A 24,428-nucleotide genomic window follows, 5' to 3' on the forward strand; every position below is an offset into this window, starting at 1 on the left:
TTCAGCGGGTAGGCCCGTGGACCCTTTTCGGAGAAGACCATGGCTACGCAGGCGAACCCCACCATCAACCTCAACCTCGTGCTCGACCAGGTCGCCAAGGACAAGGGCATCGAGCGGAGCGTGCTCATCGCCACGCTCGAGGACGCGATGACCACCGCGGCCAAGAAGCACTTCGGCCAGGATCGCAACCTCGAGGCGAAGTACGACACCGAGAAGGGCGTGGTGGAGCTGTTCCAGGCCATCGTCGTCGTCACCGAGATCACCGACCCCGTGCAGGGCGTGAACCAGCTCAGCCTCGCCGAGGCGCAGCGCAAGGGCATGGAGGTGGAGCCCGGCGACGAGCTCGTCTTCCAGATCTTCTACCGCGACGAGGACGCCGCCGAGGCCAAGGCCCAGGACGACCAGTACGGCGACATCCTGCGCCTGAAGACCTTCCGCCGCGGCTTCGGCCGCATCGCCGCGCAGACGGCGAAGCAGGTCATCCTGCAGCGCACCCGGGACGCCGAGCGCGAGAACGTCTTCAACGAGTACAAGGACCGCAAGAACGAGATCGTGACGGGCATCGCCCGCCGCTTCGAGCGCGGCAACATCATCGTGGACCTGGGCCGCGCCGAGGCCGTGCTCCCGGTGCGCGAGCAGGTGCCGCGCGAGACCTACCGCGCCGGTGACCGCGTGCAGGCCTACGTGCTGGACGTGCTGCGCGAGAGCAAGGGTCCCCAGATCGTGCTGTCCCGCGCGAGCGTGAACCTGCTCACCAAGCTCTTCGAGATGGAGGTGCCCGAGATCGCCGAGGGCATCGTCGTCATCGAGGCAGCGGCGCGCGAGCCCGGCGGCCGCGCGAAGATCGCCGTCAGCAGCCGCGACTCGGACGTGGATCCCGTGGGCGCCTGCGTGGGCATGAAGGGCAGCCGCGTGCAGGCCGTGGTGCAGGAGCTGCGCGGCGAGAAGATCGACATCGTGCCCTTCGACGAGGACTCGGCCCGCTTCGTCTGCAGCGCGCTCGCGCCGGCGGAGGTGAGCCGCGTGATCATCGACGAGGCGAACAAGGCCATGGAGCTCATCGTCCCGGACGACCAGCTCTCGCTCGCCATCGGGCGGCGCGGCCAGAACGTGCGCCTCGCGGCCCAGCTCACCGGCTGGAAGCTGGACATCAACAGCGAGAGCCGCGTGCGCGAGATGCGCGAGTTCGCGAACAAGAGCCTCGGCGCGCTGCCCGGCGTGAACGAGATGCTCATCGAGACGCTCTACGCCCACGGCTTCCGCCAGGCGAAGGACGTGGCCGAGGCCTCCCCCGAGGTGCTCGCGCAGATCCCCGGCATCGACCCCGCCCGCATCCCCGCCATGCAGGACGTGGCGCGCGTGCAGATGGTGGAGGACGCCCAGGAGCTCTCCAAGATGGAGAGCGAGCGCGAGGCCGCCCGCATCGCCGAGGCGCGCCGTCACCCGGACGAGCTGAACCAGACCGAGCGCATGGCGCGCGTGCGCGGCCTGGGCGAGAAGGCCATCGAGGCCCTCATGTCCAGCGGCTACGGCACGGTCGAGGACATCGCCAACGAGAAGGACCTCGCGAAGCTGGGCGAGGTCCCGGGCGTGGGCATCAAGAAGGCGCGGCAGATCAAGAGCGCCGCGGAGACCTACCTGGTGGAGGAGGCCAAGCTGCGCACCGAGCTCAACGCCGAGCGCGCCGCCCACACCGCCGCCCTGGGGCTCGGCAGTGCCGGAAGCACCGAGGAGGCCAAGGCGTAACCCGCATATGAGGCGCACCCCCAAGGCTCCCAAGGCATCCAATGTTCCCCTCATCCCCGGACCGGTGCGCACCTGCATCGGCTGCGGGGCGAAGAAGGCCCAGGGGGAGCTGCTGCGGGTGGCGATGGAGCCCGGGGGTGGAGTGGCAGTGGACAGGAAGAGCAGGCAGCCTGGACGGGGTGCCTACCTTTGCGGCGCCGGATGTCTCTCGGCGGCGCTCAAGAGAAAAGCCTTCGGAAGGGCATTCCGGGGGAAGGCGGGGCCGCTAGACCCCCTGGTGCTCGAGCGAGCACTGGGCCTGGGGGCAGCGGCGGGGTCGGGGAGGTAGCGAACCGTCGTGGGTGTTAGGAACCACTCCCACTCAATTTTGGATTAGGGTGCTTCGCCCTCGGGCAGTCGGGCGAAGCCAAAGGCCAAGCAAGGTATGTCGAAGAAGCGCGTCCACGAAATTGCGAAGGAGCTCAAGGGCCACGGCATTGAGCTCGACAACAAGGAGGTCGTGACCGAGCTCGTGTCGCTCGGCTACGACGTCAAGAGCCACTCGTCCTCTCTGGAGGACGACCAGGCCACCGCTGCGGTCCAGAAGATCCTCAACAAGCGCAAGCCCCAGCAGGCGGCCCCTCCGGTCGCCGCGAAGGGCTTCGTCGTGCGCCGCAAGGTGGGCACTCACGCCGGTGACGGCGCCGAGTCCCACGCGGGGCACGCGCCTGCGCAGCAGCACGTCGAGGCCCCGGCCGAGGCGCCTGCCGCGCAGTACGCCGAGCCTGCTCACCCGGCTGCCGCGGAGGCTCCCGAGCCCCCGGCTGCCTCCGAGCAGGCCGCCCAGCCCGAGCAGGCCGCAGCGCCCGAGCAGTCGGCGCCTGCAGCCGAAGCCCCCTCTGCCCCCGCGGCCGCCCAGGCCCCGGAGGCTTCCACCCAGGCGCCTGCCGAGCCCGCCGCCCCTGTCGCCGCTGCCCAGAGCAGCGCGCCGCAGGCGCAGCCGGCCGCCGAGCCGCCTCCCGCGCCGGAGGCCCGCCCGCAGGCGGCCGCCCCGGTGGCGGCGCAGCCCTCGTCCCCCGTGCAGGAGAAGCCCGCTTTGCCCGTAACCCCCCCGACCCCGCCGGTGCCCCCCACCGTGCGGCAGCCGTCCACGCAGGCCACCCCGGCGCAGAGCCAGGGTGCCTCCCGTCCTGCGGGCTCCGGCTCGGGCCGTCCTCCCTATCAGAGCGGTGGCCGTCCTCAGTACTCGAGCCGGCCCCCCATGCCGCCCGGCGGCTACCCGCGCGCTCCCGGCCAGGCCCACCTGGGCCCGCCGCAGGCACGCCCCGGCGTGCAGGTGCGCCCCGGCGGCGCCCCCGGCGCCCCGGCAGGCACCGGCGTGCAGGTGCGCCCCACCGGCTCGGCGACACCCGCGGCCGGCGCCCCCGGCGCTCCGGCAGCCGGCGCCCCCACGGTGGACCCGAAGACGCTGCGCCCCACGGCCACCCAGGCCGTCGTCATCTCGCGCCCGCTCATCCAGGTGCGCCGCGTGACGCCCACCGGCCCCGCCAAGGCCTACCCGCTCGCGCCGGGCAAGAAGGCCATCGGTGAGGTGCGCGAGTTCAAGGTCGTCCCGGATCACCTGGGCCGCGGCCGCGAGCTCGTCGACGTCAGCAAGAACAAGGACAAGAGCCCGCGCAAGAAGGGCACCGCCGCAGACGGGACCATCTCCAAGCAGGAGATCACGGACCTCGTCTGGGGCCGCGTGAACATCCCGCTGCGCGGCAAGAAGAAGAAGCCCACGAAGAAGGGCGCCAAGACCCAGATCACGCAGATGGCCGAGGAGAAGAAGGTCATCCGCCTGCAGGAGGGCATCAGCCTCTCCGACCTGGGCCAGCGCATGGGCGTGCGCACCGGCGAGCTCATCAAGAAGCTCATGGCCGGCGGCAAGATGGCCACCGCGAACCAGATCATCGACGCGGACACCGCCGAGATTCTCGCCACCGACTACGGCTGGCGCGTGGAGAAGGTGGGCTTCGAGGTGGAGGACCACCTGCCCGAGGTGCAGACCAGCCCCGCGGACGAGCGGCCCCGGCCTCCGGTGGTCACCGTCATGGGTCACGTCGACCACGGAAAGACGAGCCTCCTGGACGCCATCCGTCAGGCCAACGTGGCCAGCGGCGAGGCGGGCGGCATCACCCAGCACATCGGCGCGTACACCGTGAAGACGGAGCGCGGCGAGGTCACGTTCCTGGACACCCCGGGCCACGAGGCCTTCACCTCGATGCGCGCGCGCGGCGCCAACGTCACGGACATCGTGGTGCTGGTGGTCGCGGCGGACGACGGCGTGATGCCCCAGACCGTCGAGGCCATCAAGCACGCCAAGGCCGCGGAAGTGCCCATCGTGGTCGCCATCAACAAGATGGACGTGCCGGGCGCGAACCCCGACCGCGTGAAGAAGGACCTCGCCAACTACGAGCTCACGCCGGAAGAGTGGGGCGGCGACACCATCATGGTGCCCGTCTCCGCGCGCCAGAAGACCGGCATCGACCTGCTGCTCGAGAACCTCGCGCTGCAGGCGGAAGTCCTCGAGCTCACCGCGAACCCGGCGCGTCCCGCCGTGGGCGCGATCATCGAGGCGAAGCTGGAGAAGGGCCGCGGCCCCGTGGCCACCGTGCTGGTGCAGGAGGGCACGCTGCGCGTGGGCGATGCCATCGTCACCGGCACCCACTACGGCCGCGTGCGCGCCATGAACAACAGCCGCGGCGAGCAGGCGAAGGAAGTCCTCCCCGGCTACAGCGCCGAGGTCGTGGGCCTCTCGGGCGTGCCCACCGCCGGTGACACCATCAACGTGGTGGCCGACGAGCGCGCCGCGAAGGAGATCGCCGAGCACCGCGGCATGAAGGAGCGCGCCAGCGAGCTGGGCAAGGTCAACCGCGAGTCGCTCGAGGACCTCTTCGCGCGCACCAAGGCGGGTGGCGGCGCGAAGGAGCTGCGCCTCGTCATCAAGGCGGACGTGCAGGGCAGCGCGGAGGCCGTCAGCCAGGCGGTCAACAAGCTCTCCACGCCCAAGGTCAAGGTGGACATCATCCACAAGGGCGTGGGCGCCATGACCGAGACCGACGTGATGCTCGCGGCGGCCTCCAAGGGCATGGTGGTGGGCTTCAACGTGAAGGCCGAGTCGGGCACCGAGGCCGCTGCGAAGCTGCAGGGCGTCACGCTGCAGACCTACTCCATCATCTACGAGCTCATCGACGGCGTGCGCTCGCGCATGGAGGACCTGCTCGAGCCCATCCGCACCGAGCGCAAGCTGGGCCGCGCCGAGGTCCGTACGACCTTCAACGTCCCCAAGCTGGGCACCATCGCGGGCTCCGCGGTGCTGGACGGCACCATCAAGCGCGGCGCCTTCGTGCGCCTCATCCGCGAGAACAAGCAGCTGTTCAGCGGCAAGATGGCCAGCCTCCGCCGCTTCAAGGACGACGTGAAGGAAGTCGCCCAGGGCTACGAGTGCGGTATCGGCATCGAGAACTACAACGACCTCAAGCCCGGTGACATCATCGAGGCCTACGAGATCGAGGAGACGCGGCCCAGCCTGAGCTAGTCGCTCAGCGCCCCGGCGGTCTGCATCACCGACCGAACCCGCGCGGGTGGGCACACCCCACCCGCGCCGGGCTTCGAGGGCCTGACCATGTTCGTCTGCGTCGCACGCCTCACCCTGCAAATCCCCGACAGCGGCTCGCTCAAGGCCAAGCGGCAGATCCTCCGCCGGGTGACCGACCGGGTGAAGGCCCGCTTCAACGTGGCCGTGGCCGAGGTCGATGACAACGATCTCTGGCAGCGGGCCACCATCGGCCTGTGCGTGGTCGGCAACGACCGGCGGCACGTGGACGAGCAGATGGAGAAGATCATCCACCACGTCGAGGAGATGTACGTCGCGCCGCTCGTGAGCCGCGAGACGGAGATCCTCGGCTTCGGCGACCGGCTCTTCGCCCCGCAGCGCCCCGGCGAGGCCGTGCGCGGCCAGCTGCCCGAAGGCGCCCCCGCGCACGACTGGGCCGGGGACGGCGGAGACGGGGACGACGCCCCGGAGCGCGAGCCCTCGGCGGACGATCTCATCGCGAGCTTCAGCGCGAACCTCGGCAAGGGCGACCGCTCCCTCGCGGAGGCAGAGGGCCTGGGCTCCTGGGACCGCCGCAACGCGGCCGCCCGCAGTGGCGGGCGCTCCAATGGCAATGGGGACGAGAGTCCCGCGGTAAAGCGGGGCGGCGGCGACAAGCTGACCCTGGACGAGGCCCGGGCGCGCGCGCGCAGCCTCCGCAACCCCCGAGACTGGGAGAAGAAATGAGCACGCATTCGAGACCGGATCGGGTGGGGCAGGAGATCCAGGCCGCCATCGGGGACATCCTCTCCCGCGGCAACCTGCGCGACCCGCGCATCGGCTACATCACCGTCACCGGCGTGAAGGTGAGCCCGGACCTGCGCGTGGCGCAGGTCTTCTACTCCATGATTGGAGACGAGAAGGCGCGCAAGGAGACCCAGGCGGGGCTGGACGCCGCCAAGGGCTACGTGCGCCGCGAGGTGACGCGCGCGGTGCAGCTGCGCGTGTCCCCCGAGGTGTTCTTCACCTTCGACGCCTCGGTGGGCGAGGGCGACAAGATCGACCGCCTCCTGCGCGAGGTGAAGGAGAAGGAGGGCTGGAAGTAGCGGCCCGGGAAGCTCGCATGGACGGCGTGCTCGTCATCGACAAGCCCAAGGGCCCCACGTCCTTCGACGTGGTCCGCCAGGTGCGCTCGTTCCTGCGCATCAAGAAGGTGGGGCACACCGGCACGCTGGATCCCATGGCCACCGGCGTGCTCCCGCTCTGCCTCGGCGAGGCCACGAAGATCGCCGGCCACATCCTCGAGGGCGACAAGGCCTACGAGGCCACCGTGCGCCTGGGCGCCGAGACGGACACCCAGGACGCGGAAGGCAAGGTCGTCGCCGAGGCCCCGGTGCCGCCGCTCAGCCGCGCGCTGCTCGAGCCCGCGCTCGCGCGCTTTCGCGGCTCCTTCGACCAGCTGCCCCCGATGTACTCGGCCGTCAAGGTGGACGGAAAGCGCCTCTACGAGCTCGCGCGCGAGGGCAAGGACGTGGAGCGCGCCGCGCGCACCGTCACCGTGCACGAGCTCGTGCTGCGCGACTTCAGCGCCACCGAGCTCAAGCTCTCCGTGCGCTGCTCGAAGGGCTTCTTCGTGCGCACTCTCGCCTTCGACCTGGGCCGCGCGCTCGGCTGCGGCGCGCACCTCACGGCGCTGCGGCGCACCGCGAGCGGCCCCTTCCTGCTCGCGCACGCGCTGCCGCTCGCGCAGCTGCAGGAGCTCTCTGCCGAGGCGCTCGCCGCGCGGCTGGTCCCGATGGAGCAGGCCCTGAGCGAGCTGCCCGCGCTGCAGGTGAGCGCCTCCGAGGCCGTGAAGGTCAGCCACGGCCTGCCGCTCGAGCTGGGCGAGGGCCGCGCTCCGGCCGGAAAGCTCCGGGTGATGTCACCCGAAGGACGCCTGCTCGCCGTGGCCGAGGCCGCCGCGGGACGGCTCCGTTACCTCCGTGTGATGGTCTGAGCGACGTCTCACGGAAGGAAAGCATGTGCTCCCGGTGGCCCGCCCCCTGGACATCGTCATCGTCATCCCGCCCGCGCTGCGCCCGCTCTTCGAGGGACGGCGCGAGGTGAGCCTCGGCATGCCGGCCGGCTCCGGGGTGGTGGACGTCATCGCCACGCTGCTCGCGCTCTACCCGCGCCTGCAGGGACAGCTGGCGAGTGACCGGGAGGCGCGCCGCCACGTCGTCCTGGCGCTCGAGGAGGCTGCGGCGCGGGAGCTCGCGCGCGGCGGCACCGGGCTGGAGTCCGGCGGGCGGCTCTACCTGTTCGAGCAGGGTGGGGCGGCCGAGCGCGACGACCCCGCAGACATCGAAGGTTGACCCCCCGGGGGGCGGCGCTTATAAGCCCCTGATTCGTTAGAAGGAAGTGCCCGGTCTGTACCCCTCCGCGGACCGCGGCCTGCAGCAAAAACCCGGAGCGGGTGAAAGACGAAGCAACAGCATGTCCGTGCATCAGGAGCGCAAGGCGGAAGTCGTCACGAAGTTCCGCACCCACGAGGCCGACACCGGCTCTCCCGAGGTCCAGGTGGCCCTGCTCAGCGAGCGCATCACCATGCTCACCGAGCACTTCAAGACCCACAAGAAGGACCACCACTCTCGCCGCGGTCTGCTGAAGCTGGTCGGTCAGCGCCGCCGCCTGCTGGACTACCTCAAGGGCAAGGACACCCAGCGCTACAAGAAGCTCATCGACGGCCTCGGCATCCGCAAGTAAGCCGTCGCCGTACCCCACGCGGGGCGCTGGTGCAGACCGGCGCCCCGCGGTCGTTTCAGCAGTCGGTTTCACGCCGTCGGTTTCACGAAGTCCAGTTCACGCAGCACGCAGCAAGGGGCTCCCGCGCAGGCGGGGACTCGGGTGGTGGTGGGAACGGGGGTTTTGGTTTCCGTTCGGTCCGGCTGACGCGCTTCCGCAGCACAGAGCGCCTCGGCCCGAGCGATCAGAGGCCAAGGTCTCCGCCGAAACTTCCGCCGGCGTTCCTCTCTTCAGCGGCAGCTCTCTCTCAGCAGTCTCACCGCAGTCCCACCGCGGTTGCCATCAGTGCGCTTGTCCGGGCCGGCGACCGCATACAGCACGCGCAACAGGCCCCCGGTAGACGTGTGCGGGCCTCGCTCCGGCATGGGCCGGGCGAGGGGCACGGACCGGAGCGGCGCTCGAGCGCGACACGAAGGCAGGACAACACCATGCACCTGAAGAAGAGCATCAAGATCGGCGAGGCCGAGCTCAGCATCGAGACCGGCCACCTGGCCAAGCAGGCCGACGGCAGCGTCGTGGTCCGCTACGGCGACACCATGCTCCTGGTCACCGCGGTGAGCGCGCGCGAGAAGAAGGACATCGACTTCCTCCCGCTCACGGTCGAGTACACGGAGAAGCTGTACTCGGCCGGCCGCATCCCGGGCAGCTACTTCAAGCGCGAGGGCCGCCTCACCGAGAAGGAGACGCTGGCCAGCCGCATCGTGGACCGCAGCTGCCGCCCCCTCTTCCCGGACGGCTACGCGTACGAGATCCAGATCATCGCGGGCGTCATCTCCTCGGACCCCGAGCACGAGGGTGACATCCACGGCATCACCGGCGCCTCCGCGGCGCTGATGTGCTCGGACATCCCGTTCAACGGCCCCATCGCCGGCATCCGCGTGGGCCGCGTGGACGGCAAGTACGTGGCCTACCCCACCGCGAAGCAGCGCGAGGCGAGCGACATCGACCTCGTCATGGCGGTGAGCCGCGAGGCCATCGTGATGGTGGAGGGCGGCGCCGAGGAGGTCTCCGAGGCCGACATGGTCGGCGCGCTGGAGTTCGGCAAGCAGGCCGTGCAGCCCGTGCTCGAGCTGCAGGAGCAGATGCGAAAGGAGCTGGGCAAGCAGACCCGCTCCTACGACAAGCTCCCCAGCCACGACGAGGCCCTCAAGGCCCGCGTGAAGGAGCTCGCGCAGGCGGGCATCGCCGCGGGCTACGGCATCAAGGAGAAGGCGGCGCGCTACACCGCGCTCGGCCAGGCGAAGAAGGATGCCGTCGCCAAGCTCAAGGAGCAGATGGGCGCGGAGTTCACCCCGGCCGTCGAGAAGAGCGCCAAGGCGATCATCGAGGACCTCAAGTACGATCACATGCGCGCCCTCACCGTGAACGGTGGCCGCATCGGCGACCGCCCGCACAACGGCGTGCGCCAGATCACCTGCGAGGTGGACGTGCTGCCCCGCACGCACGGCAGCGCGGTGTTCACCCGCGGCGAGACCCAGGCGCTCGTGGTGGCCACGCTGGGCACCAGCGACGATGAGCAGCGCCTCGAGCTGCTGAGCGGGATGGCCTTCAAGCGCTTCCTGCTGCACTACAACTTCCCGCCCTTCAGCGTGAACGAGACCAAGCCGCTGCGCGGCCCGGGTCGCCGCGAGATCGGCCACGGTGCGCTCGCCGAGCGCGCGCTGCGCAACATGCTGCCGGCGAGCGACAAGTTCCCGTACATGGTGCGCCTCGTCTCGGACATCCTCGAGTCCAACGGCTCCTCCTCGATGGCGTCCGTGTGCGGTGGCACGCTCGCGCTGATGGCGGCGGGCGTCCCCATCAAGGCGCCGGTGGCCGGCATCGCCATGGGCCTGGTGAAGGAGGGCGAGAAGATCGCCATCCTCTCGGACATCCTCGGTGACGAGGACCACCTGGGCGACATGGACTTCAAGGTGTGCGGCACCTCGAAGGGCATCACGTCCATCCAGATGGACATCAAGATCACCGGCCTCACCACGGAGATCATGAGCCGCGCGCTGGAGCAGGCCCGTCAGGGTCGCCTGCACATCCTCGGCGAGATGCTCAAGGCGCTGCCCGAGCCCCGCAAGGAGATCAGCCAGTACGCGCCGCGCATCACGACCATCCAGATCCGTCCCGAGTACATCAAGAACGTCATCGGGCCGGGCGGTAAGGTCATCAAGGACATCATCGCCCGCACCGGCGCCGCGATTAACATCGAGGACTCGGGCCGCGTGGACATCGCGAGCGCGAACGGCGACGCGGTGAAGGCCGCCATCGCGATGATCCAGGCGCTCACCCGCGAGGCGGAGATCGGCAAGATCTACACCGGCACCGTCCGGAAGATCGCCGAGTTCGGCGCCTTCGTGGAGCTGTTCCCCGGCACCGACGGCCTCATCCACATCTCGGAGCTGAGCGACAAGCGCGTGAAGAGCGTGTCCGACGTGCTCAACGAGGGCGACGAGGTGCTGGTGAAGGTCGTCAGCATCGACAAGACCGGCAAGATCCGCCTCAGCCGCAAGGAGGCGATGGCCGAGCGCGCCGCCGCCGCCAACGCGGCCGCCGGCACGCCCGCTCCCGCCACCGAGGCCCCCAAGGCCTAGGTCGTCGTCGGGTTGGAGTCCTCTGACCACACTGTCCCCTCTCCCTCTGGGAGAGGGTCAGGGTGAGGGAAGAGGGCTTCTCACTGCGCCCCCGTTCGCCGCGTGCGGACGGGGGCGTTGTCTTTTCCGGCCTCGACCGTGGGAAACTCGCCTCCGTGCGTCCCACTGCTGCCCAGGACAAGAGCCTGCTCGAGGTCCTCGGGCGCTTCGTCTCCAACTTCCGCTGGCTCTTCATGCCGCTGGGGCTCGCGGCGCTGGTCGCAGTGGGCGTGCACGCGGCGGCGGACACGCTGGATGACCGCCTCCTCGCGGTGGCAGACGCGGTGGACGCGGCCTTCGACGCTGTCGTGGGGCGCTTCGAGCTGACGCACGGGCTCGTGGACCTGGTGGCGCTCGAGGAGCGCACGACGTTCGCACGGGCCCTGACGCTCTTGTGGGAGCTCGCGGCGGATGCCGTCCTGCTCCTACCGCTGTTGCGCTACCGCGAGCCCGAGCTGGGCTCGCGAGACCCGTGGCGCTCGCTGCGGGCGCCCTCGCGCGGGAGCTGGCGCGAGCTCCTGAAGCGCATCAAGGCGCAGCCCACGCCGCTGCGCATCGTGCTCCCGCTCGGGACGGCGGCCGTGGTGCTCGCGGGTGCCTGCACCGCGGCACGCCTGGTGGAGGGGACGGTGTACCTCTCGTGGCGCGGGCTCCTGGGAGACCGCGCCTCGCACCTCTTCGCGCAGTTGCTCGCGATCGGGGCGCTCGTGGGGGTCTTGGCGTCGCTCGGCTGGCGCGCGGTGTACCGCAACCTCGAGTACGCGGATGCGCGCGTGGCGGCCCCCGCGGGCTCGAACGCAGAGCGGCTCAGCCGCGGGCTCATCGCGTGCGCCCTCGTGGCCCCGCTCGCGCTCGCGGCCCTCTTGGACGCGAGCCCCGTCCTCTCGTTCTTCCGCTGATGCGCGAGCCCACTCCCTCCAGCTGGCGAAGCCTGCGCGGCCTGCTCGACCTGGTCATGGCGGTGCTCTGCCTGTGGGTGGCCTACCACCACACGCCCGCGGGCGCGCTCCTGCGGCGCACGGCGGCGTGGATGACGGGCACGCGCAGCACCGCGCGGCCGCTGCTCGCGTACTACGAAGGGCAGGGGGCGGCGGCGATCCTCAGCAACGCGCTCGCGCCCACCACGCCGCCGCCGCGCACGCTCACCCGGCCCGAGGCGCTCGCGGCCGGCACCCACCTCGCGCTGCGCGCGCTGCAGGCGCAGGAGCGCGGGCCCGTGCTCTCGCTCGCGGCGGAGCTCTCCATCCCGCAGGCCACGCTGCTCGACGAGGCGCAGGGCCCCGCAGCCACGCGCAAGCTGCTCGCGGCGCTGGATCCCGAGTTCCCCGAGCCGGAGGCGCGACTCGTGGCGCTCTTCGCGGGGCGCACGCCTGCGCGCTATGCGCTCTCGCGCCGTGGGCCTCACCCGAGCCTGGAGGAGCTCGCGGCGGAGCTTCCTCCGGGGCTGAGCGCCGCGAGCGCTGCGGCCGCCCAGGCGCTCGCGCTGGCGACGGCGTACGGACTTGCCTGGCCGTTGCAACGCAGTGGCCCGGTGACGTCGGCCTTCGGGATGCGCGAGCACCCGACGCTGGGACGCCGCATGTTGCACGCGGGCGTGGACATCTCGCTGCCGGTGGGGACGCCCGTGTACGCGGCGGAGGCCGGCGTGGTGCGCCGCGCGAGCGAGGACGCGGTGAACGGGAAGGTGCTCATCCTCGAGCACGGGAACGGCGTGACGACGGCGTACCTGCACGCCTCGGAGTTGCTCGCAGGGGTAGGGGACCACGTCGCGCGCGGAGCACTCATCGCGCGCTCAGGCAATACCGGCCGCTCCACCGGCCCGCACCTGCACTTCCAGCTCGAGCTCAACGGCCAACCGATGGACCCCATGCGCTTCCGTCCGCGAACCACGGCGCTCGCCGGCCCGCGATAACAGGAAGAAGAGAGAACGAAGCTGTCCCCTCTCCCTCTGGGAGAGGGACGGGGTGAGGGATAGAGCACCGTGCACGGTGCTAGCGTCCGCCGCATGCTCTTCCTCGTCATCGAGACCTTCCGGAATGGCGATGCCCGCCCCGTCTACCGGCGCTTTCGCGAGCAGGGCCGCCTCGCGCCTGAAGGGCTCGAGTACGTGAACAGCTGGGTGACGCAGGACCTGAAGCGCTGCTACCAGGTGATGGAGTGCGAGGACCCGAAGTTGCTCGAGCAGTGGATGGCGCAGTGGCGAGACCTCGTAGACTTCGAGGTGCACCCTGTCCTGACCTCCCAGCAAGCGGCCGGAGCCGTGAACCTCGCATGAGCGCCATCGCGACCTTCCATCGCCTCAATGCCCACGATCTCAAGCCCCTCCTCAGTGCGGCGGCCATCCGGCGCAAGGAGGTGAAGCGCCTTCTTCCATTCCTCCCATCCCGGTGGGTGGAGCACGATGGCTACGGCGAGTTCATGGCCTCGCACGCGACGGAGCTCGCGCGCTTCGGCTACTCCGGCTACGCCATCAGCGAACTCGAACTGCTGCTGCAGGGACACGACGCAACGCTCTTCGGCCCAAGCACGCTGCGCGAAGAGAGCGCAGCGCTGTCCGCGGCGCGGCAGTCCACCGCGGTCCTCTTCGACGCGGCGGGCGCGAGGACTCTTCGGATGCAGCTGCAGGGCATCACGCTGACGCCCGAGGAAGTCGCGGGCCATCTCGAAGAGGAGCACGGGAGCCGTGAGCCCGAGATGGTCGAGGCCTTACTGGCCGCCTTCGCCCAGGTGCAGGTGTGGCTCTCGCAGGTCTCGGAGAGCCACATCGGGTTGCTCCAGATCGGCTAGCCCACAGGCTCCTCAGAACCTGCTGCCCGGTTGCTTCAGGAACTCCATCTCCTCGGCAGTGGACGGCCGTCCCAGCGCATCGTTGCGATGGGGAAAGCGGCCGAAGCGCTGCACCACATCGCGGTGCCTGCGCGCGTAATCGAGCGAGTTGCGCATCGTGTCCGCGAGTGGCCCCTCGCACCTCTCCACGAGCCGCTCGAACGCGGCCACGCACGCGTCCTGCTCTCCGAGCGCCTCCGAGTGCATGAGCGGCATCGCGAGGAAGATGCGCTCGAGGGGCGTGTACCCCTCCATCCACCCCTGCGCGTGCGCGCGGTGCACGAGCGCACGCGCGGCGAGATCCGCGTCGAAGGCTCCCGCCGTTCCCCGGTACAGCGTGCGCGAGAACTGGTCGAGCAGGATGACCAGCGCGAGCAGTCCGCGCGGCTCCGTGGCCCATTCATCCAACGCCCCCGCGCGCGCCGCCTCCGTCACCGAGAGGAAGCGCTCGCGGATGCGCGCATCCGTGTCCGCGTCTCCTCCGAACCAGAGCCGGTTCCTCTCCGCGAGCCAGGCCGTGTCGTTTCGCTGCTCGCCGAACCAGAACTCGAGGACCTCTTCCGCCTGTGGCGCCGTCATGGCCCCAAGCATTCCGGCACCGCACCCACCTCGCCACCCCTTGGCGCCTGCGGTGTTCAGCCCCGGCCTCGTGCTAAGCGTGAGGGCATGAACGCCCTCACCGTCCGCGTGCGCCGCGTGCGCGCACACCCCGAGCCCCTGCCTCTGCCGCGCTACCAGACCTCGGACGCGGCGGGCATGGACCTGCGCGCCGATATCGAAGGCGAGCGCACGCTGGGCTCTCTCGAGCGGCTGGCGGTACCTACGGGACTCGCGATTGCGCTGCCGCGCGGCTACGAGGGCCAGGTGCGCCCGCGCTCGGGGCTCGCGCTGCGCCACGGCATCACGCTGCTCAACTCCCCGGGCACCATCGACGCGGACTACCGCGGCGAGGTGCAGGTGGTGCTGGTGAACCTCTCCCACGAGCCCTTCACGCTGAAGCGCGGGGACCGGATCGCGCAGCTGGTGGTGGCCCCCGTGCAGCAAGCGGAACTCCGGGAAGTTTCGCTTCTCGATGAAACCGAGCGCGGGGTGGGTGGTTTCGGCTCCACGGGCCGGTAGTCCCGCAGGACCCCCTCCTTGTGGCGCTCGCTGCGGACGGGGTAAGAGTTCGACGCCCCGGCGCCCACTCGGGTGGGGGCCGTGACCTTGGGGGGAGTTCGTCGTGCTCTGCGAACGCTGTGGTCGCAAGTCATCTGGCGAAGGTGATCGGTGCAGCGCTTGCGGACACGAGCGCTCGTGGGCCGCCCGTGAGTCGCGCCGCCTGCGCAAGTCCGGTCGCACGCGCGCCGTGAGCGCGCCGCCGAGCATTCCACCGAATGCCTCGATGAGCCCCGCGGACCTCGCCGCCTCCGAGGCTGTCACCGCGCCGGTGGTCTTCGCGAAGGAGCCGCCCGCGTCCGCGCCCGGCCGCCCGCTGCCGCTCGTCGCTCAGTTCCCCCAGGCCGCAGGAGCCGCGGGGGGCCCGCCGCTGCTCGAGCCCGCGCCCGAGAACGCGACCTACCAGCTGCACAGCTCGATGCTGCCGCCCTCGCTGGGGCCCTCGGATGACGGCGCGGTGACGGAGATGCTCCCGGCCTTCGCGCTGCCCTTCCAGTTCAGCAAGCCCGAGGCGCCCGCGAAGCCGCTGCCGCGTCCCGAGCCTCCCGGGCCGCCGCTCTCCGAGCGCCTCGGCGTGCGCCGTCCCGCGCCGCGCCTCGCCACGCCTCCGCGCCTGCGGCCGCGCCGGCCCTCCGTGGAGCTGCCGCCGCTCTTCGCGAACCAGCTGCCGCGCAACTGGCGCAAGAAGCCGGCGAAGTCGCCCGCCGCGGCCCCCGAGGCCTCGTCGTTCTTCGCGAGCCAGGCCGAGCCCGAGCGCACGTCCGTGCCGCTGGTGGTCCTCGCCGTCGCGGGCCTCGTGCTGGGCCTGGGCGGCGGCTACTGGCTGATGCAGGGACGCCGCGAGCCCGAGGTTCCGGCGCCAGCCGCTGCTGCGGCCCCGACCCCCGTGCCGGCGAAGCCCGCGCCTCCCGCGCCGGCGAGGCCCGCAGCGCCCGCCGCCCCGCCCACCAAGGTGGTGCGCGCCTCGCTCGAGGGGGACGACGTGGAGCCGGCGAGCCTCGTCGCCGCAATGAAGCCCAAGCCCGGCGCGCCGCCGCTCACGGTGGTGCGCGCCGAGGCGCACGACGGCCCCGGGGGCGCGCCGCTCTCGGCGCTCGCGGTGCCGGCCTCGGGCAGCTGCCCCGCGGGGATGCGCCGGGTGCCGGGCGGAACCTTCGCCGCGGGCAGCCCGCCCGAGGAGCGCGGGCGTGGCCTCGACGAGCGCGCACTCGCCCCGCGCACGGTGGCCGCCTTCTGCATCGACGAGTACGAGTACCCGAATCGCCCCGGCACGGCCCCGGCCGTCACGGTGAGCTGGGAGGAGGCGCAGCGGGCCTGCGGCATGCTGGGCAAGCGGCTGTGCGCCGAGGACGAGTGGGAGAAGGCCTGCAAGGGACCCTCCGGCCAGCGCTACCCGTACGGCAATGCTTTCGACTCCGAGGCCTGCAACACCGAGGACGCGAAGGGCCAGCCGCGCACGGTCGCTGCGGCAGGCCGGGCGGCGCGCTGCCGCTCGGGGTACGGGGTGGCGGACCTCTCGGGGAACGTGGCGGAGTGGACGGCCACGCCGCTGGGCGCGGACCGGGTGGTGAAGGGCGGGACCTTCGACCGCGCGGAGGCGGCCGCCCGCTGCGCCGCGCGCAAGAACGGGGCGCCCGCGGCCCGCAGCGCCACGGTGGGCTTCCGCTGCTGCGCCGACGCCCTCTGAGCCACCCAGGCGGCACGCCCGCCAGGCCCTTGTCCCTGCGAGCAGAAAATCCACTCGTCGGAGCGGCCGCGATCCGGGTAGACCCGGGGTAACCCCTCGCCCAAGGTTGCCCCGTGATTCCTCGCTACAGCCGTCAGGAGATGACCCAGCTCTGGACCGACGTCGCGCGCCTGCGGCGCTGGCGCGACGTGGAGCTCGCCGCGCTCGAGGCGATGGTGGACGCAGGGCTCGCCCCCAAGGAGGCGCTCGCCGACTGCACCGCGCGCGCCGGGGACTTCAGCGAGGCGGACGCGCGGCGCATCGACGAGATCGAGCGCGTGACGAAGCACGACGTCATCGCCTTCCTCACCTTCATGGAGGAGCGCGTGGGGCCCAGCGCGCGCTGGCTGCACCTGGGCATGACGTCCTCGGACGTGCTGGACACCTCGCTGGGCATGACGCTGCGGGACGCGGCGGACCTGATTCTCGCGGACCTGCAGCGGGTGAAGGCCGCGGTGGAGAAGCGCGCCCACGAGCACAAGAACACCGTGATGATGGGCCGCAGCCACGGCATCCACGCGGAGCCCATCACCTTCGGGCACAAGATGGCGGTCTGGTACGAGGAGCTGCTGCGCAACGAGCAGCGCCTCGAGCGCGCGCGCGACGTGGTGGCCGTGGGGATGATCTCCGGCGCGGTGGGCACCTTCGCGCACCTGCCTCCGAAGGTGGAGGAGTACGTGTGCAAGAAGCTCGGCCTCACGCCCGAGCCGGCCTCCACCCAGATCATCCAGCGCGATCGGCACGCGGAGTTCTTCAGCGCGCTCGCGCTCCTGGGCGCGAGCATCGAGAAGTTCGCGGTGGAGATCCGCCACCTGCAGCGCACCGAGGTGCGCGAGGTGGAGGAGGCCTTCACCCCCGGGCAGAAGGGCAGCAGCGCCATGCCCCACAAGCGCAACCCCGTGCTGAGCGAGAACCTCACGGGGCTCGCGCGCCTGCTGCGCGGCTACGCGGTGAGCGCGCTGGAGGACGTGGCCCTGTGGCACGAGCGCGACATCTCGCACTCCAGCGTGGAGCGCGTCATCGGCCCGGACGCGACCATCCTCATGGACTTCATGCTCCAGCGCTTCGCGGGGCTCGTGGAGAACATGCGCGTGTACCCCGAGAACATGCAGCGCAACGTGGACCTGCTCGGAGGCGTGGTGAACAGCCAGCGCATCCTGCTCGAGCTCGCGCGCAAGGGGATGGACCGCCAGGCGGCGTACGTCATCGTCCAGCGCAACGCGATGCGCATGTACGAGGAGGGCGTCAGCTTCAAGCAGGCCCTGCTCGCGGACCCGGATCTCGCGCGGATGATGAGCACCGCGGAGATCGAGGACTGCTTCAGCTCCGGCTACCACACCAAGCACATGGACGACATCTTCGCCCGCGTGTTCGGCAAGAAGTAGCCGGAGGGGAGGGAGCTACTTCAGGTAGCCCCTGGCCTTGAGGTTTTGCGTGAGCCGGCTGTGCACATCCCCCGGCTGCAGGCTCAGCTCCGCGCCCGTGATGCGCGCGTAGGCCGCGAGGTACTTCTCCGCGAGGTCCACGCGCACCGCGTCGGGAATCTCCGGCAGGGGGCCGTGGCCCATGAAGTTGCGCTCCTTGATGAGCCACTGCCGCAGGTTCTCTTTGTCGAGCATCTTCTGCGGCTCGCCCTTCTTGAAGCGCTCCTCGTACTCGTCCGCGACCCAGTAGCGGCTCGAGTCCGGCGTGTGCATCTCGTCGATGACGTAGAGGGTGTCGCCCACCTTCCCGAACTCGTACTTGGTGTCCACGAGGATGAGGCCCTGCTTGCGCGCCCAGGCCTGCCCTTCCGCGAACAGCCCGCGCGCGGCCTCGGTGATGCGCGCCCAGTCGCGCGGGCTCGCGAGCCCGCGCGAGAGGATCTCCGCCTCGCTGATGGGCTCGTCGTGCTTGCCCAGCTCCGCCTTGGTGGACGGGGTGATGATGGGGGCGGGGAAGGCCTGGTCCTTCTTCATCCCTTCCGGGAAGGGGACGCCGTAGGCGGTGTGCGTGCTCTTCTCGAAGTCGCGCCAGAGGCTGCCGGTGAGGTAGCCGCGGATCACGACCTCGACCGCGAAGGGCTCGCAGGCGCGCGCGACGATGACGTTGGGGTCCGGCATGTCCAGCACGTGGTTGGGCACGATGTGCTTCGTGCGCTCGAACCAGAAGTGCGCGAGCCGGTTGAGCACCTCGCCCTTGAAGGGGAGGGTGGTCAGCACGTGATCGAAGGCAGAGAGCCTGTCACTGGTGACGAGCGTGAGCCGGTCGCCCTGGCGGTACGTGTCGCGCACCTTGCCCTGGTACTTCGTGCCGAGGCCAGGCAGGTCGGTCTGCCGCAGGGTGAAGGGCAGCTGCTGCGCGAGGAGAGCGGTGTGGTTCACGGGGCCTCACAGGGCCCCAATGAGGGGCCACAGGGGTGGAGGCGCCGGACTCTACTGCGCGCTGGCCGGAGTGGAAGCGGGACCGAACGCGGCGGCGAGGTAGAGGAAGGACGGGTTGATGCGCAGGATGCCGTCCACGTAGGCGGCCGCGTAGGGGGCGCCCGCGGCGCGGTCCACCTGCACGCGCCCCGCGGGGTGCACGTCCCAGCGCGCGAGCAGCGTGCGCGCCACCAGCTCGGCGGCCTCGCGCTCGGAGAGGCCCTGGAGGCTCTCGCTGCGGTCCTCGGGCCAGCGCTCGCCCGCGCGGCCCTCGAAGCCCAGCGTGAGGCCACCGCCTGCGTCCGGGGCCTGCAGCAGGTCCAGGCGGGCGTCGAAGCCGGGCGCCGCGACGAAGCGGTCGTCCCGGCTCACGGGAAAGAGCACGAGCGCCTGGGCGGACTGCCCGGCCTCCTGCTCGCTGATGCGGGCGAGCTCGCGGAACAGCTCCTGGCGCACCGTCGCGGACTCCAGCTGCAGCAGCTCCGGCGAGCCCGTGAGGGCCTGGCGAGCCGAGAGCGGAGCGCGCAGGGGAGCCGGCCCTTCGCCACAGGCGGCGAGGACGGTGAGCGAGAGGACGACCGCGGCGACCCGGATGCGCATCGGAACGGGAATATACCGAGAGGACGTAGGATCAGGAAGCTAAACTCCGGTCCCATGTCTCTGGCCGCCAACATCCGCGTCGTCCTCCACCAGACGCAGTCGCCCGACAACCTCGGGTCGGTGGCGCGCGGGATGGCGAACTTCGAGCTCAGCCGCCTGCTGCTCTCCCAGCCAGGCACCTTCGACATCGAGGACGCGCTGAAGCTGGGCGTGAAGGGCGAGGGGGTGCTGGACGCGCTGCAGGTGGTGGACAGCATCCCGGCGGCCCTCGAGGGCTGCGTGTGGGCCTGCGGCACCACCTCGCGCATCCCGCTCGAGGGGCGCACGGTGCTCACCCCCGAGGAGGCGGTGGCGAAGCTGGTGCAGCAGGCCCAGCGAGGCCCCGTGGCGCTGGTGCTGGGAGGGGAGAAGCGCGGCCTCTCCAACGAGGAGCTCGACTTCTGCCCGGACATCCTCGCCATCCGCACCGGCTCGACGCAGCCGTCGATGAACCTCGCGCAGGCGGCGACGGTGCTCTTCTACCTGCTGTCTCGCGAGCTCGCGCGCGTGGAGGGGGAAGCGCCCATCGTGCAGGAGGTGCCGCCCGGAGCGCGCATGGGCACGGTGCACGCGCTGGGAAACCTCATGCTCCAGACGCTGCTCACGGCGGGCTTCCTGAACCCGCAGGAGCCCGAGTACGTGCTGCGCGAGCTGGAGCTGAGCCTGCTGCGCGCGCAGCTCACCCAGCGCGAGGCGGAGCTGTGGCTCAACGCGTGGAAGCACGTCGCGCGCGCGATGAAGCGGCGGCCCGAGTCCAAATGAAAAACCCGGCCCCTCGCGAGGAGGGAGCCGGGTTTCGAGACAGCCAGGAACCGGGAGGTTCTTAGGCCGCGTCCTTCTTGTAGGTCTCGGCGTAGTGCTTCTCGCACAGGCCGCCCTTGGACACCTTGTTGCGGCACTCCGCCTTGGAGCAGGTGCGGTAGCGGCTGTGGGGCAGCTCGCCCTGGCGCCACTTCTTGTAGTGGAAGAAGCAGTAGGACTTCGCGCGGTAGGGACGCTTGCAGCCGTCCACGCTGCACACCTTCTTGCCGCTCGCCTTCGCGACGCGCGGCCACTTCTTCAGGGTCTGGGTCTTCTTCTGGGCCTCGGCCACGGTGATGCTCCTTGCGATGCCGCGGCGGCGGCTCCCACACGCATGGGAAGCGCCTCGCCGCCGGGTATGAAAAGGGCGGCTTGTGTAGCGCTGCGCGGGGTGGAACGCAAGGTGCAAGCCACGGGGCGAGCAGGCAGGCAGCCGTCGCCCGCCCGGATCAGGGCTTCTTGAAGGCGAGGTCCAGGGTCTTGCCGCCCCGGCGCACGGTGAGGGCCACGGGGCTGCCCGGCCCCAGGGCGTCCAGCTTGCCCACCAGCTCGTCCCGGCCACTCACGTCCGCGGCATTCACCTGGAAGACGACATCCCCGGGCGTCAGCCCCGCGCGGCCCAGCACGCTGTCCGGCTGCACCGAGCGGATGAAGGCGCCCAGCGGGTTCGAGTGCGTGCCGGGGTCGGCCTCGGCGAGCAGGTCCTCCACGCTCGCGCCGAGGGTGCTCGGGGGCGCGGCGGGCGGGGTGCCCTTGGCCTGGGCGACCTGGGAGGGGGAGGGGACCTCGGGAGGCGGGTTCCCGAGACGCACGCGCACGGCGAAGCGCTTCGTGTCGCGGCGGACGTGGAGCCCCACGCTGTGGCCCTCCTGGCGCGTGGACATGGCCCAGCGCAGCGCGTGGGCGCGCGAGAGGGGCTTGCCGTCCAGGCCGCTGATGAGGTCTCCCACGCGCAGGCCCGCCTCGTCCGCGGGGCTGCCCGCGACCACGTCGGTGACGACGATGCCGTGCTGGCGGCGCGAGAGGTTGAGGCTGTCCGCGAGTTCCGGAGACCAGTCGGCCACCGAGATGCCCAGCCAGCCGCGGCGCACGCGCCCGTGCTCCTTGAGCTGCGGGAGCACCGCCTTCGCGATGTCGATGGGGATGGCGAAGCCGATGCCCTGGCCGGTCACGTTGACCGCGTTGGCGATGGCCACCACCTCGCCCTGCAGGTCCAGCACGGGCCCACCCGAGTTGCCCGGGTTGATGGACGCGTCCGTCTGCAGGTAGTCGAAGTCCGCGTCGTGGCCGTTGGGCGTGATGTCGGTGCGGCCCTTGTAGCTGACCACGCCCACGGTGACGGAGTGCGCGAGCCCGAAGGGGTTGCCGATGACGACGATCCAGTCGGCCACCTGCACGCGCTCGGCAGTCGCGAGCTTGAGCACGGGGAGCTTGCGCGGGGCGTCGATCTTCAGCAGCGCGAAGTCCGTGCGCTCGTCCTCGCCGACGACGGCGGCCTCGTACTCCTCGGCCTCGCCGCGCGCGTTGAGCACGCTGATGCTCACCGAGTCCGCGCCCGCGACCACGTGGGCGCTGGTGAGGATGTAGCCGTCCGGGTGGATGATGAAGCCGGAGCCGATGCCCTTCTGGGGCTCGTCCTCGGCGCCCGCCGTGGCGCCCTCGGGCGCCGCCGTGCGGGTGGTGATGGAGACGACCGCGGGCATCGCCTTGCGCGCGACCTCGGCGAGGCTCGAGCGCTGCTGGTGCAGCGTGCGTCCCTGCGCCTCCACCCACAACCGGTGCTGCTGGGCGCTGCTGCTGCTACGCGACGCCAGGGCCGGCTGCGCCAGCACACACGCCAGCGCCGCCACTCCCACGGCTCTCACCCCACCAGACCCCATGACTCCCCTCCCGCACTCCCTACCCGCCACCTCGCCGCGAAGGTAAGGAGGCAGGCTCGGAAGCGGAAGCGGTGGGGAAGGGGGGATCCCCGCGGTCTTACTTCTTCTGCGCGATCAGACGATTCACGGCGTCGCGCTCGTCCTTGCTGATGCGCTCGCGCGGGGGCTTGGCCGGCTTGCCCTGCACCTTGTCCGTCGCATCCGTGACAGCGTCCTTCGCGCTCTCGTAGGTGTCCTCGAGGCCGTCCTTCACCCGGTCCAGCTTCGAGGGGTTCACGTTGCGCTTCCACGCGCGCTCCATGTGCTCGAGCGGCGTGTGCCCGCCGACGTCACCGGACGCGAGGAAGACGCCGAGCCCCACAGCGCAAGCGGTCCAGACGAGCCACTTCAAGAAGGTCATACGTTTACATCCTCCCACCCCGTCTTACATTGCGGGGTGCACGAGCGCCAGTTTCCGGCCCGCACGGAGTCTCCCGCTGACAGGGCCGGAGGCGCCCCTTAAGGTCTTCGCCACCTTGCAGCCCCAAGAGCTCATCCAGGCCGCCCAGGCCCGCTCCGCCGCCATCGACGTGCCCCGCTCGCCCCCAGCGCTCGAGGCCGCGCTCGAGCGGCTGCGCGCCGAGGCCGCCGCGCTGTACGCGAAGATCCCCGAGCCCCCGCTCTACCGCCGCTCCTCCGAGGACCCCGCGCGCAAGGCCGCAGAGGGCCTGCTGCCCGAGGTGGAGCGCGTGCTCGCCCAGGGCCTCGCGCTCGTGCGCGTGCCCGAGGCGCAGGCCCAGGCGATGCCGCACCTGGAGGCCCTGGAAGCGCACGGGGCCGCGCTGTGCCACACGGCCGCGGGGAGGCTCGAGCAGGCCGAGGTGCAGTGGCGGCGCGCGCAGGAGCTCGAGCGCGCGGCGCACAAGACGCGTGCGCTGCTCTCTCGCGGCGGAGAGCTGCCGCCCGTGTTCGACAAGAGCTCGGGGCGCTCGCGCTTCGATCCGCACACGAACCCCGTGGTCCGCGTGAAGCTCGTGTGCCCGAACACCGGGTGCAAGCGCATCGACGAGTTCGGCTTCTCCCCGCTGCACCCCACGCACCAGTTCACCTGCCCGCACTGCCGGCAGCCCTTCGTCGGCTTCTTCGGCGAGCTCACCGGCCTGGAGGTGGAGGAGAAGCGCAGCTCGCGGCGCTACCTCTTCACCGTGAAGGAGGTGGGAAGTGGGGGCGCGGCCCGCGTCGACTTCGAGGAGGCCAGCGGCCAGCAGTTCCCCGCGGCACGGAATGACTTGCTCGTGTTCCTGTACACGGAGAAGCGCGAGCTGAAGGCCGTGGTGAACCTGACCACCAGCCGCGTGATGTGGATGTCACCGGCGTCGAGCTGCTTCGTAGCAACTGTTGCGTTCGGCGAGGGCGCACCGGAGCTGGTGGCCTTCCGCGCGTTTCGCGACGACGTGCTCCGGAAGCACGCGGCGGGGCGGCTGTTCATCCGGGGGTATTACGAGCTCGGCCCCGGGGTGGCGGAGTGGGTGCGGGCGCGGCCGCGGGTGCGCGGCGCGGTGCGGTGGGGACTGGGCCGGGTGCACCAGGGATTGAAGGCACGAGAGGAGCGGCGACGTGACGAGTGAGGCTGTGGGCAGTCCGCCCCCGGCGCCCAAGGGGCGCGGCGGCAAGATCATCTGGTGGGTGGTGGGCCTGGTGCTGGTCGTGGGGATGGTGTCGCTCGCCATGATGGAGGCGAACAAGGTGGGGGCGGTGCCGCCGCAGGCGAGCGCCGCGCCCGCACTCCAGCTGCGCCGCCACGGCGGTGGGACCATGGCCCTGTCCGATCTGAAGGGCCAGGTGGTGATGCTCGACTTCTGGGCGACGTGGTGCCCGCCGTGCAAGGCGGAGATGCCTACGCTCATCAAGCTCGCGCGCGAGTACGAGGCCCAGGGGCTCGCCTTCGTCGCCGTGAGCCAGGACGAGGACGACGTCGCCGAGGAGCTCGTCGGGCACTACCTGCGCAGCGAGCGGCCCGAGCTCGCCCCGTACATCGTGTACGGCGGCGATGCGATCGCGCAGGAGTTCAAGGTGGAGGCGCTGCCCACGCTCTACTTCCTCGACCGCGACGGCAAGGTGCTCAACGTCCACCGCGGGATGATGGACGAGGACGAGATGCGCCGGAACATCGAGACCGCGCTGAAGAAGCAGTAGCGCGGCGGGGTAGGGCGCGCAGGGACGCGGTAGGGCGAACTTCCCTCACCCCGGCCCTCTCCCAGGGGGAGAGGGAGGACCCGGACGAAGCCGTCCCCTCTCCCCTGGGAGAGG

At 71.0% G+C, this 24,428-nt stretch carries 25 protein-coding genes; 19 read left to right on the top strand and 6 right to left on the bottom strand.

Annotated features, from left to right (window positions below; all coding sequences use genetic code 11):
• The first annotated feature begins 39 nt into the window (after window positions 1-39).
• The 13 genes from nusA (at window position 40) to FGE12_RS18980 (ending at window position 13,494) form a co-directional block, all read left to right on the top strand.
• Complete coding sequence (nusA, locus tag FGE12_RS18920) at window positions 40-1,746, top strand: transcription termination factor NusA (protein ID WP_153867876.1); 1,707 nt, start codon at window positions 40-42, stop codon at window positions 1,744-1,746.
• 124 nt (window positions 1,747-1,870) lie between these two features.
• On the top strand, window positions 1,871-2,074 hold the full coding sequence (locus FGE12_RS30975) for a YlxR family protein (protein ID WP_370459069.1): 204 nt from the start codon (window positions 1,871-1,873) through the stop codon (window positions 2,072-2,074).
• Window positions 2,075-2,170: 96 nt separating this feature from the next.
• The gene (gene infB / locus FGE12_RS18930) at window positions 2,171-5,305 is read left to right on the top strand and encodes a translation initiation factor IF-2 (RefSeq protein ID WP_153867878.1); all 3,135 of its coding nucleotides are present in this window, start codon (window positions 2,171-2,173) and stop codon (window positions 5,303-5,305) included.
• Between the two features lie 87 nt (window positions 5,306-5,392).
• The gene (locus tag FGE12_RS18935) at window positions 5,393-6,049 is read left to right on the top strand and encodes a DUF503 domain-containing protein (protein ID WP_153867879.1); all 657 of its coding nucleotides are present in this window, start codon (window positions 5,393-5,395) and stop codon (window positions 6,047-6,049) included.
• Complete coding sequence (gene rbfA, locus FGE12_RS18940; RefSeq protein WP_153867880.1) at window positions 6,046-6,408, top strand: 30S ribosome-binding factor RbfA; 363 nt, start codon at window positions 6,046-6,048, stop codon at window positions 6,406-6,408. Before FGE12_RS18935 ends, rbfA begins: the two co-directional genes overlap by 4 nt.
• 17 nt (window positions 6,409-6,425) lie before the next feature.
• A complete protein-coding gene (truB, locus tag FGE12_RS18945; RefSeq protein ID WP_153867881.1) occupies window positions 6,426-7,298 on the top strand; it encodes a tRNA pseudouridine(55) synthase TruB in 873 nt (290 codons plus the stop codon).
• Window positions 7,299-7,332: 34 nt separating this feature from the next.
• Complete coding sequence (locus FGE12_RS18950; protein WP_194798053.1) at window positions 7,333-7,656, top strand: hypothetical protein; 324 nt, start codon at window positions 7,333-7,335, stop codon at window positions 7,654-7,656.
• 121 nt (window positions 7,657-7,777) lie between these two features.
• Window positions 7,778-8,047, top strand: coding sequence for a 30S ribosomal protein S15 (gene rpsO, locus FGE12_RS18955; protein ID WP_153867882.1), 270 nt, complete (start codon window positions 7,778-7,780; stop codon window positions 8,045-8,047).
• 467 nt (window positions 8,048-8,514) lie between these two features.
• A complete protein-coding gene (gene pnp, locus FGE12_RS18960; protein ID WP_153867883.1) occupies window positions 8,515-10,668 on the top strand; it encodes a polyribonucleotide nucleotidyltransferase in 2,154 nt (717 codons plus the stop codon).
• A gap of 155 nt (window positions 10,669-10,823) precedes the next feature.
• A complete protein-coding gene (locus FGE12_RS18965) occupies window positions 10,824-11,606 on the top strand; it encodes a hypothetical protein (RefSeq protein ID WP_194798054.1) in 783 nt (260 codons plus the stop codon).
• The gene (locus tag FGE12_RS18970) at window positions 11,606-12,619 is read left to right on the top strand and encodes a M23 family metallopeptidase (RefSeq protein ID WP_153867884.1); all 1,014 of its coding nucleotides are present in this window, start codon (window positions 11,606-11,608) and stop codon (window positions 12,617-12,619) included. The genes FGE12_RS18965 and FGE12_RS18970 overlap by 1 nt, the downstream gene beginning before the upstream one ends.
• Window positions 12,620-12,688: 69 nt before the next feature.
• Window positions 12,689-12,982 carry a DUF3303 domain-containing protein gene (locus tag FGE12_RS18975; protein WP_370459063.1) on the top strand — a complete coding sequence of 98 codons (294 nt, stop codon included), beginning with the start codon at window positions 12,689-12,691 and terminating at the stop codon, window positions 12,980-12,982.
• Complete coding sequence (locus FGE12_RS18980) at window positions 12,979-13,494, top strand: hypothetical protein (protein WP_153867885.1); 516 nt, start codon at window positions 12,979-12,981, stop codon at window positions 13,492-13,494. The genes FGE12_RS18975 and FGE12_RS18980 overlap by 4 nt, the downstream gene beginning before the upstream one ends.
• Before the next feature lie 12 nt (window positions 13,495-13,506).
• Here the strand turns inward: FGE12_RS18980 and FGE12_RS18985 are convergent, their stop codons facing one another.
• Complete coding sequence (locus tag FGE12_RS18985; RefSeq protein WP_228530899.1) at window positions 13,507-14,112, bottom strand: DUF924 family protein; 606 nt, start codon at window positions 14,110-14,112, stop codon at window positions 13,507-13,509.
• Window positions 14,113-14,199: 87 nt separating this feature from the next.
• On the opposite strand from FGE12_RS18985, the gene dut reads away from it, so the two are divergent.
• From dut to purB, 3 genes are all read left to right on the top strand, one after another.
• Window positions 14,200-14,652: a dUTP diphosphatase gene (gene dut, locus FGE12_RS18990; protein ID WP_153867887.1), complete on the top strand. Its 453-nt coding sequence runs from the start codon at window positions 14,200-14,202 to the stop codon at window positions 14,650-14,652.
• 265 nt (window positions 14,653-14,917) lie between these two features.
• Entirely contained in the window at window positions 14,918-16,378 is a 1,461-nt protein-coding gene (locus FGE12_RS18995; RefSeq protein WP_153867888.1) for an SUMF1/EgtB/PvdO family nonheme iron enzyme, read from the top strand.
• A 113-nt stretch (window positions 16,379-16,491) separates the two neighbouring features.
• Window positions 16,492-17,802: an adenylosuccinate lyase gene (gene purB, locus FGE12_RS19000; protein ID WP_194798055.1), complete on the top strand. Its 1,311-nt coding sequence runs from the start codon at window positions 16,492-16,494 to the stop codon at window positions 17,800-17,802.
• 15 nt (window positions 17,803-17,817) lie between these two features.
• Here purB and FGE12_RS19005 read toward each other — a convergent pair whose 3' ends face one another.
• Together FGE12_RS19005 and FGE12_RS19010 are read right to left on the bottom strand one after the other, a co-directional pair.
• Window positions 17,818-18,780, bottom strand: a complete 963-nt coding sequence (locus tag FGE12_RS19005) for a phosphoribosylaminoimidazolesuccinocarboxamide synthase (protein WP_370459064.1) — start codon at window positions 18,778-18,780, stop codon at window positions 17,818-17,820.
• Window positions 18,781-18,831: 51 nt separating this feature from the next.
• On the bottom strand, window positions 18,832-19,419 hold the full coding sequence (locus tag FGE12_RS19010) for a hypothetical protein (protein WP_153867889.1): 588 nt from the start codon (window positions 19,417-19,419) through the stop codon (window positions 18,832-18,834).
• A 54-nt stretch (window positions 19,420-19,473) separates the two neighbouring features.
• Between FGE12_RS19010 and FGE12_RS19015 the strand changes: the two genes are divergently transcribed.
• Window positions 19,474-20,220, top strand: a complete 747-nt coding sequence (locus FGE12_RS19015; protein WP_153867890.1) for an RNA methyltransferase — start codon at window positions 19,474-19,476, stop codon at window positions 20,218-20,220.
• Between the two features lie 61 nt (window positions 20,221-20,281).
• On the opposite strand, the gene FGE12_RS19020 is transcribed toward FGE12_RS19015, so the two are convergent.
• From FGE12_RS19020 to FGE12_RS19030, 3 genes are all read right to left on the bottom strand, one after another.
• Entirely contained in the window at window positions 20,282-20,551 is a 270-nt protein-coding gene (locus tag FGE12_RS19020) for a vegetative protein (RefSeq protein ID WP_194798056.1), read from the bottom strand.
• Window positions 20,552-20,708: 157 nt separating this feature from the next.
• A complete protein-coding gene (locus FGE12_RS19025) occupies window positions 20,709-22,124 on the bottom strand; it encodes a trypsin-like peptidase domain-containing protein (protein ID WP_370459065.1) in 1,416 nt (471 codons plus the stop codon).
• A gap of 112 nt (window positions 22,125-22,236) precedes the next feature.
• The gene (locus FGE12_RS19030; protein WP_153867892.1) at window positions 22,237-22,539 is read right to left on the bottom strand and encodes a hypothetical protein; all 303 of its coding nucleotides are present in this window, start codon (window positions 22,537-22,539) and stop codon (window positions 22,237-22,239) included.
• A gap of 115 nt (window positions 22,540-22,654) precedes the next feature.
• Between FGE12_RS19030 and FGE12_RS19035 the strand changes: the two genes are divergently transcribed.
• Both FGE12_RS19035 and FGE12_RS19040 read left to right on the top strand, forming a co-directional pair.
• Window positions 22,655-23,746, top strand: coding sequence for a CFI-box-CTERM domain-containing protein (locus FGE12_RS19035; RefSeq protein WP_194798057.1), 1,092 nt, complete (start codon window positions 22,655-22,657; stop codon window positions 23,744-23,746).
• A complete protein-coding gene (locus FGE12_RS19040; protein WP_370459066.1) occupies window positions 23,736-24,314 on the top strand; it encodes a TlpA family protein disulfide reductase in 579 nt (192 codons plus the stop codon). Before FGE12_RS19035 ends, FGE12_RS19040 begins: the two co-directional genes overlap by 11 nt.
• The last annotated feature ends 114 nt before the right edge of the window (window positions 24,315-24,428 follow it).

Origin of the sequence: Aggregicoccus sp. 17bor-14, from assembly GCF_009659535.1 — a bacterium.
Taxonomy (GTDB): Bacteria; Myxococcota; Myxococcia; order Myxococcales; family Myxococcaceae; genus Aggregicoccus.

What these genes read in the sequence shown, in the direction of transcription:
- nusA (WP_153867876.1), top strand. Translation starts at nt 40, where the DNA reads ATGGCTACGCAGGCGAACCCCACCATCAACCTCAACCTCGTGCTCGAC.
- FGE12_RS30975 (WP_370459069.1), top strand. Translation starts at nt 1,871, where the DNA reads ATGGAGCCCGGGGGTGGAGTGGCAGTGGACAGGAAGAGCAGGCAGCCT.
- infB (WP_153867878.1), top strand. Translation starts at nt 2,171, where the DNA reads ATGTCGAAGAAGCGCGTCCACGAAATTGCGAAGGAGCTCAAGGGCCAC.
- FGE12_RS18935 (WP_153867879.1), top strand. Translation starts at nt 5,393, where the DNA reads ATGTTCGTCTGCGTCGCACGCCTCACCCTGCAAATCCCCGACAGCGGC.
- rbfA (WP_153867880.1), top strand. Translation starts at nt 6,046, where the DNA reads ATGAGCACGCATTCGAGACCGGATCGGGTGGGGCAGGAGATCCAGGCC.
- truB (WP_153867881.1), top strand. Translation starts at nt 6,426, where the DNA reads ATGGACGGCGTGCTCGTCATCGACAAGCCCAAGGGCCCCACGTCCTTC.
- rpsO (WP_153867882.1), top strand. Translation starts at nt 7,778, where the DNA reads ATGTCCGTGCATCAGGAGCGCAAGGCGGAAGTCGTCACGAAGTTCCGC.
- pnp (WP_153867883.1), top strand. Translation starts at nt 8,515, where the DNA reads ATGCACCTGAAGAAGAGCATCAAGATCGGCGAGGCCGAGCTCAGCATC.
- FGE12_RS18970 (WP_153867884.1), top strand. Translation starts at nt 11,606, where the DNA reads ATGCGCGAGCCCACTCCCTCCAGCTGGCGAAGCCTGCGCGGCCTGCTC.
- FGE12_RS18980 (WP_153867885.1), top strand. Translation starts at nt 12,979, where the DNA reads ATGAGCGCCATCGCGACCTTCCATCGCCTCAATGCCCACGATCTCAAG.
- FGE12_RS18985 (WP_228530899.1), bottom strand. Translation starts at nt 14,112, where the DNA reads ATGACGGCGCCACAGGCGGAAGAGGTCCTCGAGTTCTGGTTCGGCGAG.
- dut (WP_153867887.1), top strand. Translation starts at nt 14,200, where the DNA reads ATGAACGCCCTCACCGTCCGCGTGCGCCGCGTGCGCGCACACCCCGAG.
- FGE12_RS18995 (WP_153867888.1), top strand. Translation starts at nt 14,918, where the DNA reads ATGAGCCCCGCGGACCTCGCCGCCTCCGAGGCTGTCACCGCGCCGGTG.
- FGE12_RS19010 (WP_153867889.1), bottom strand. Translation starts at nt 19,419, where the DNA reads ATGCGCATCCGGGTCGCCGCGGTCGTCCTCTCGCTCACCGTCCTCGCC.
- FGE12_RS19015 (WP_153867890.1), top strand. Translation starts at nt 19,474, where the DNA reads ATGTCTCTGGCCGCCAACATCCGCGTCGTCCTCCACCAGACGCAGTCG.
- FGE12_RS19030 (WP_153867892.1), bottom strand. Translation starts at nt 22,539, where the DNA reads ATGACCTTCTTGAAGTGGCTCGTCTGGACCGCTTGCGCTGTGGGGCTC.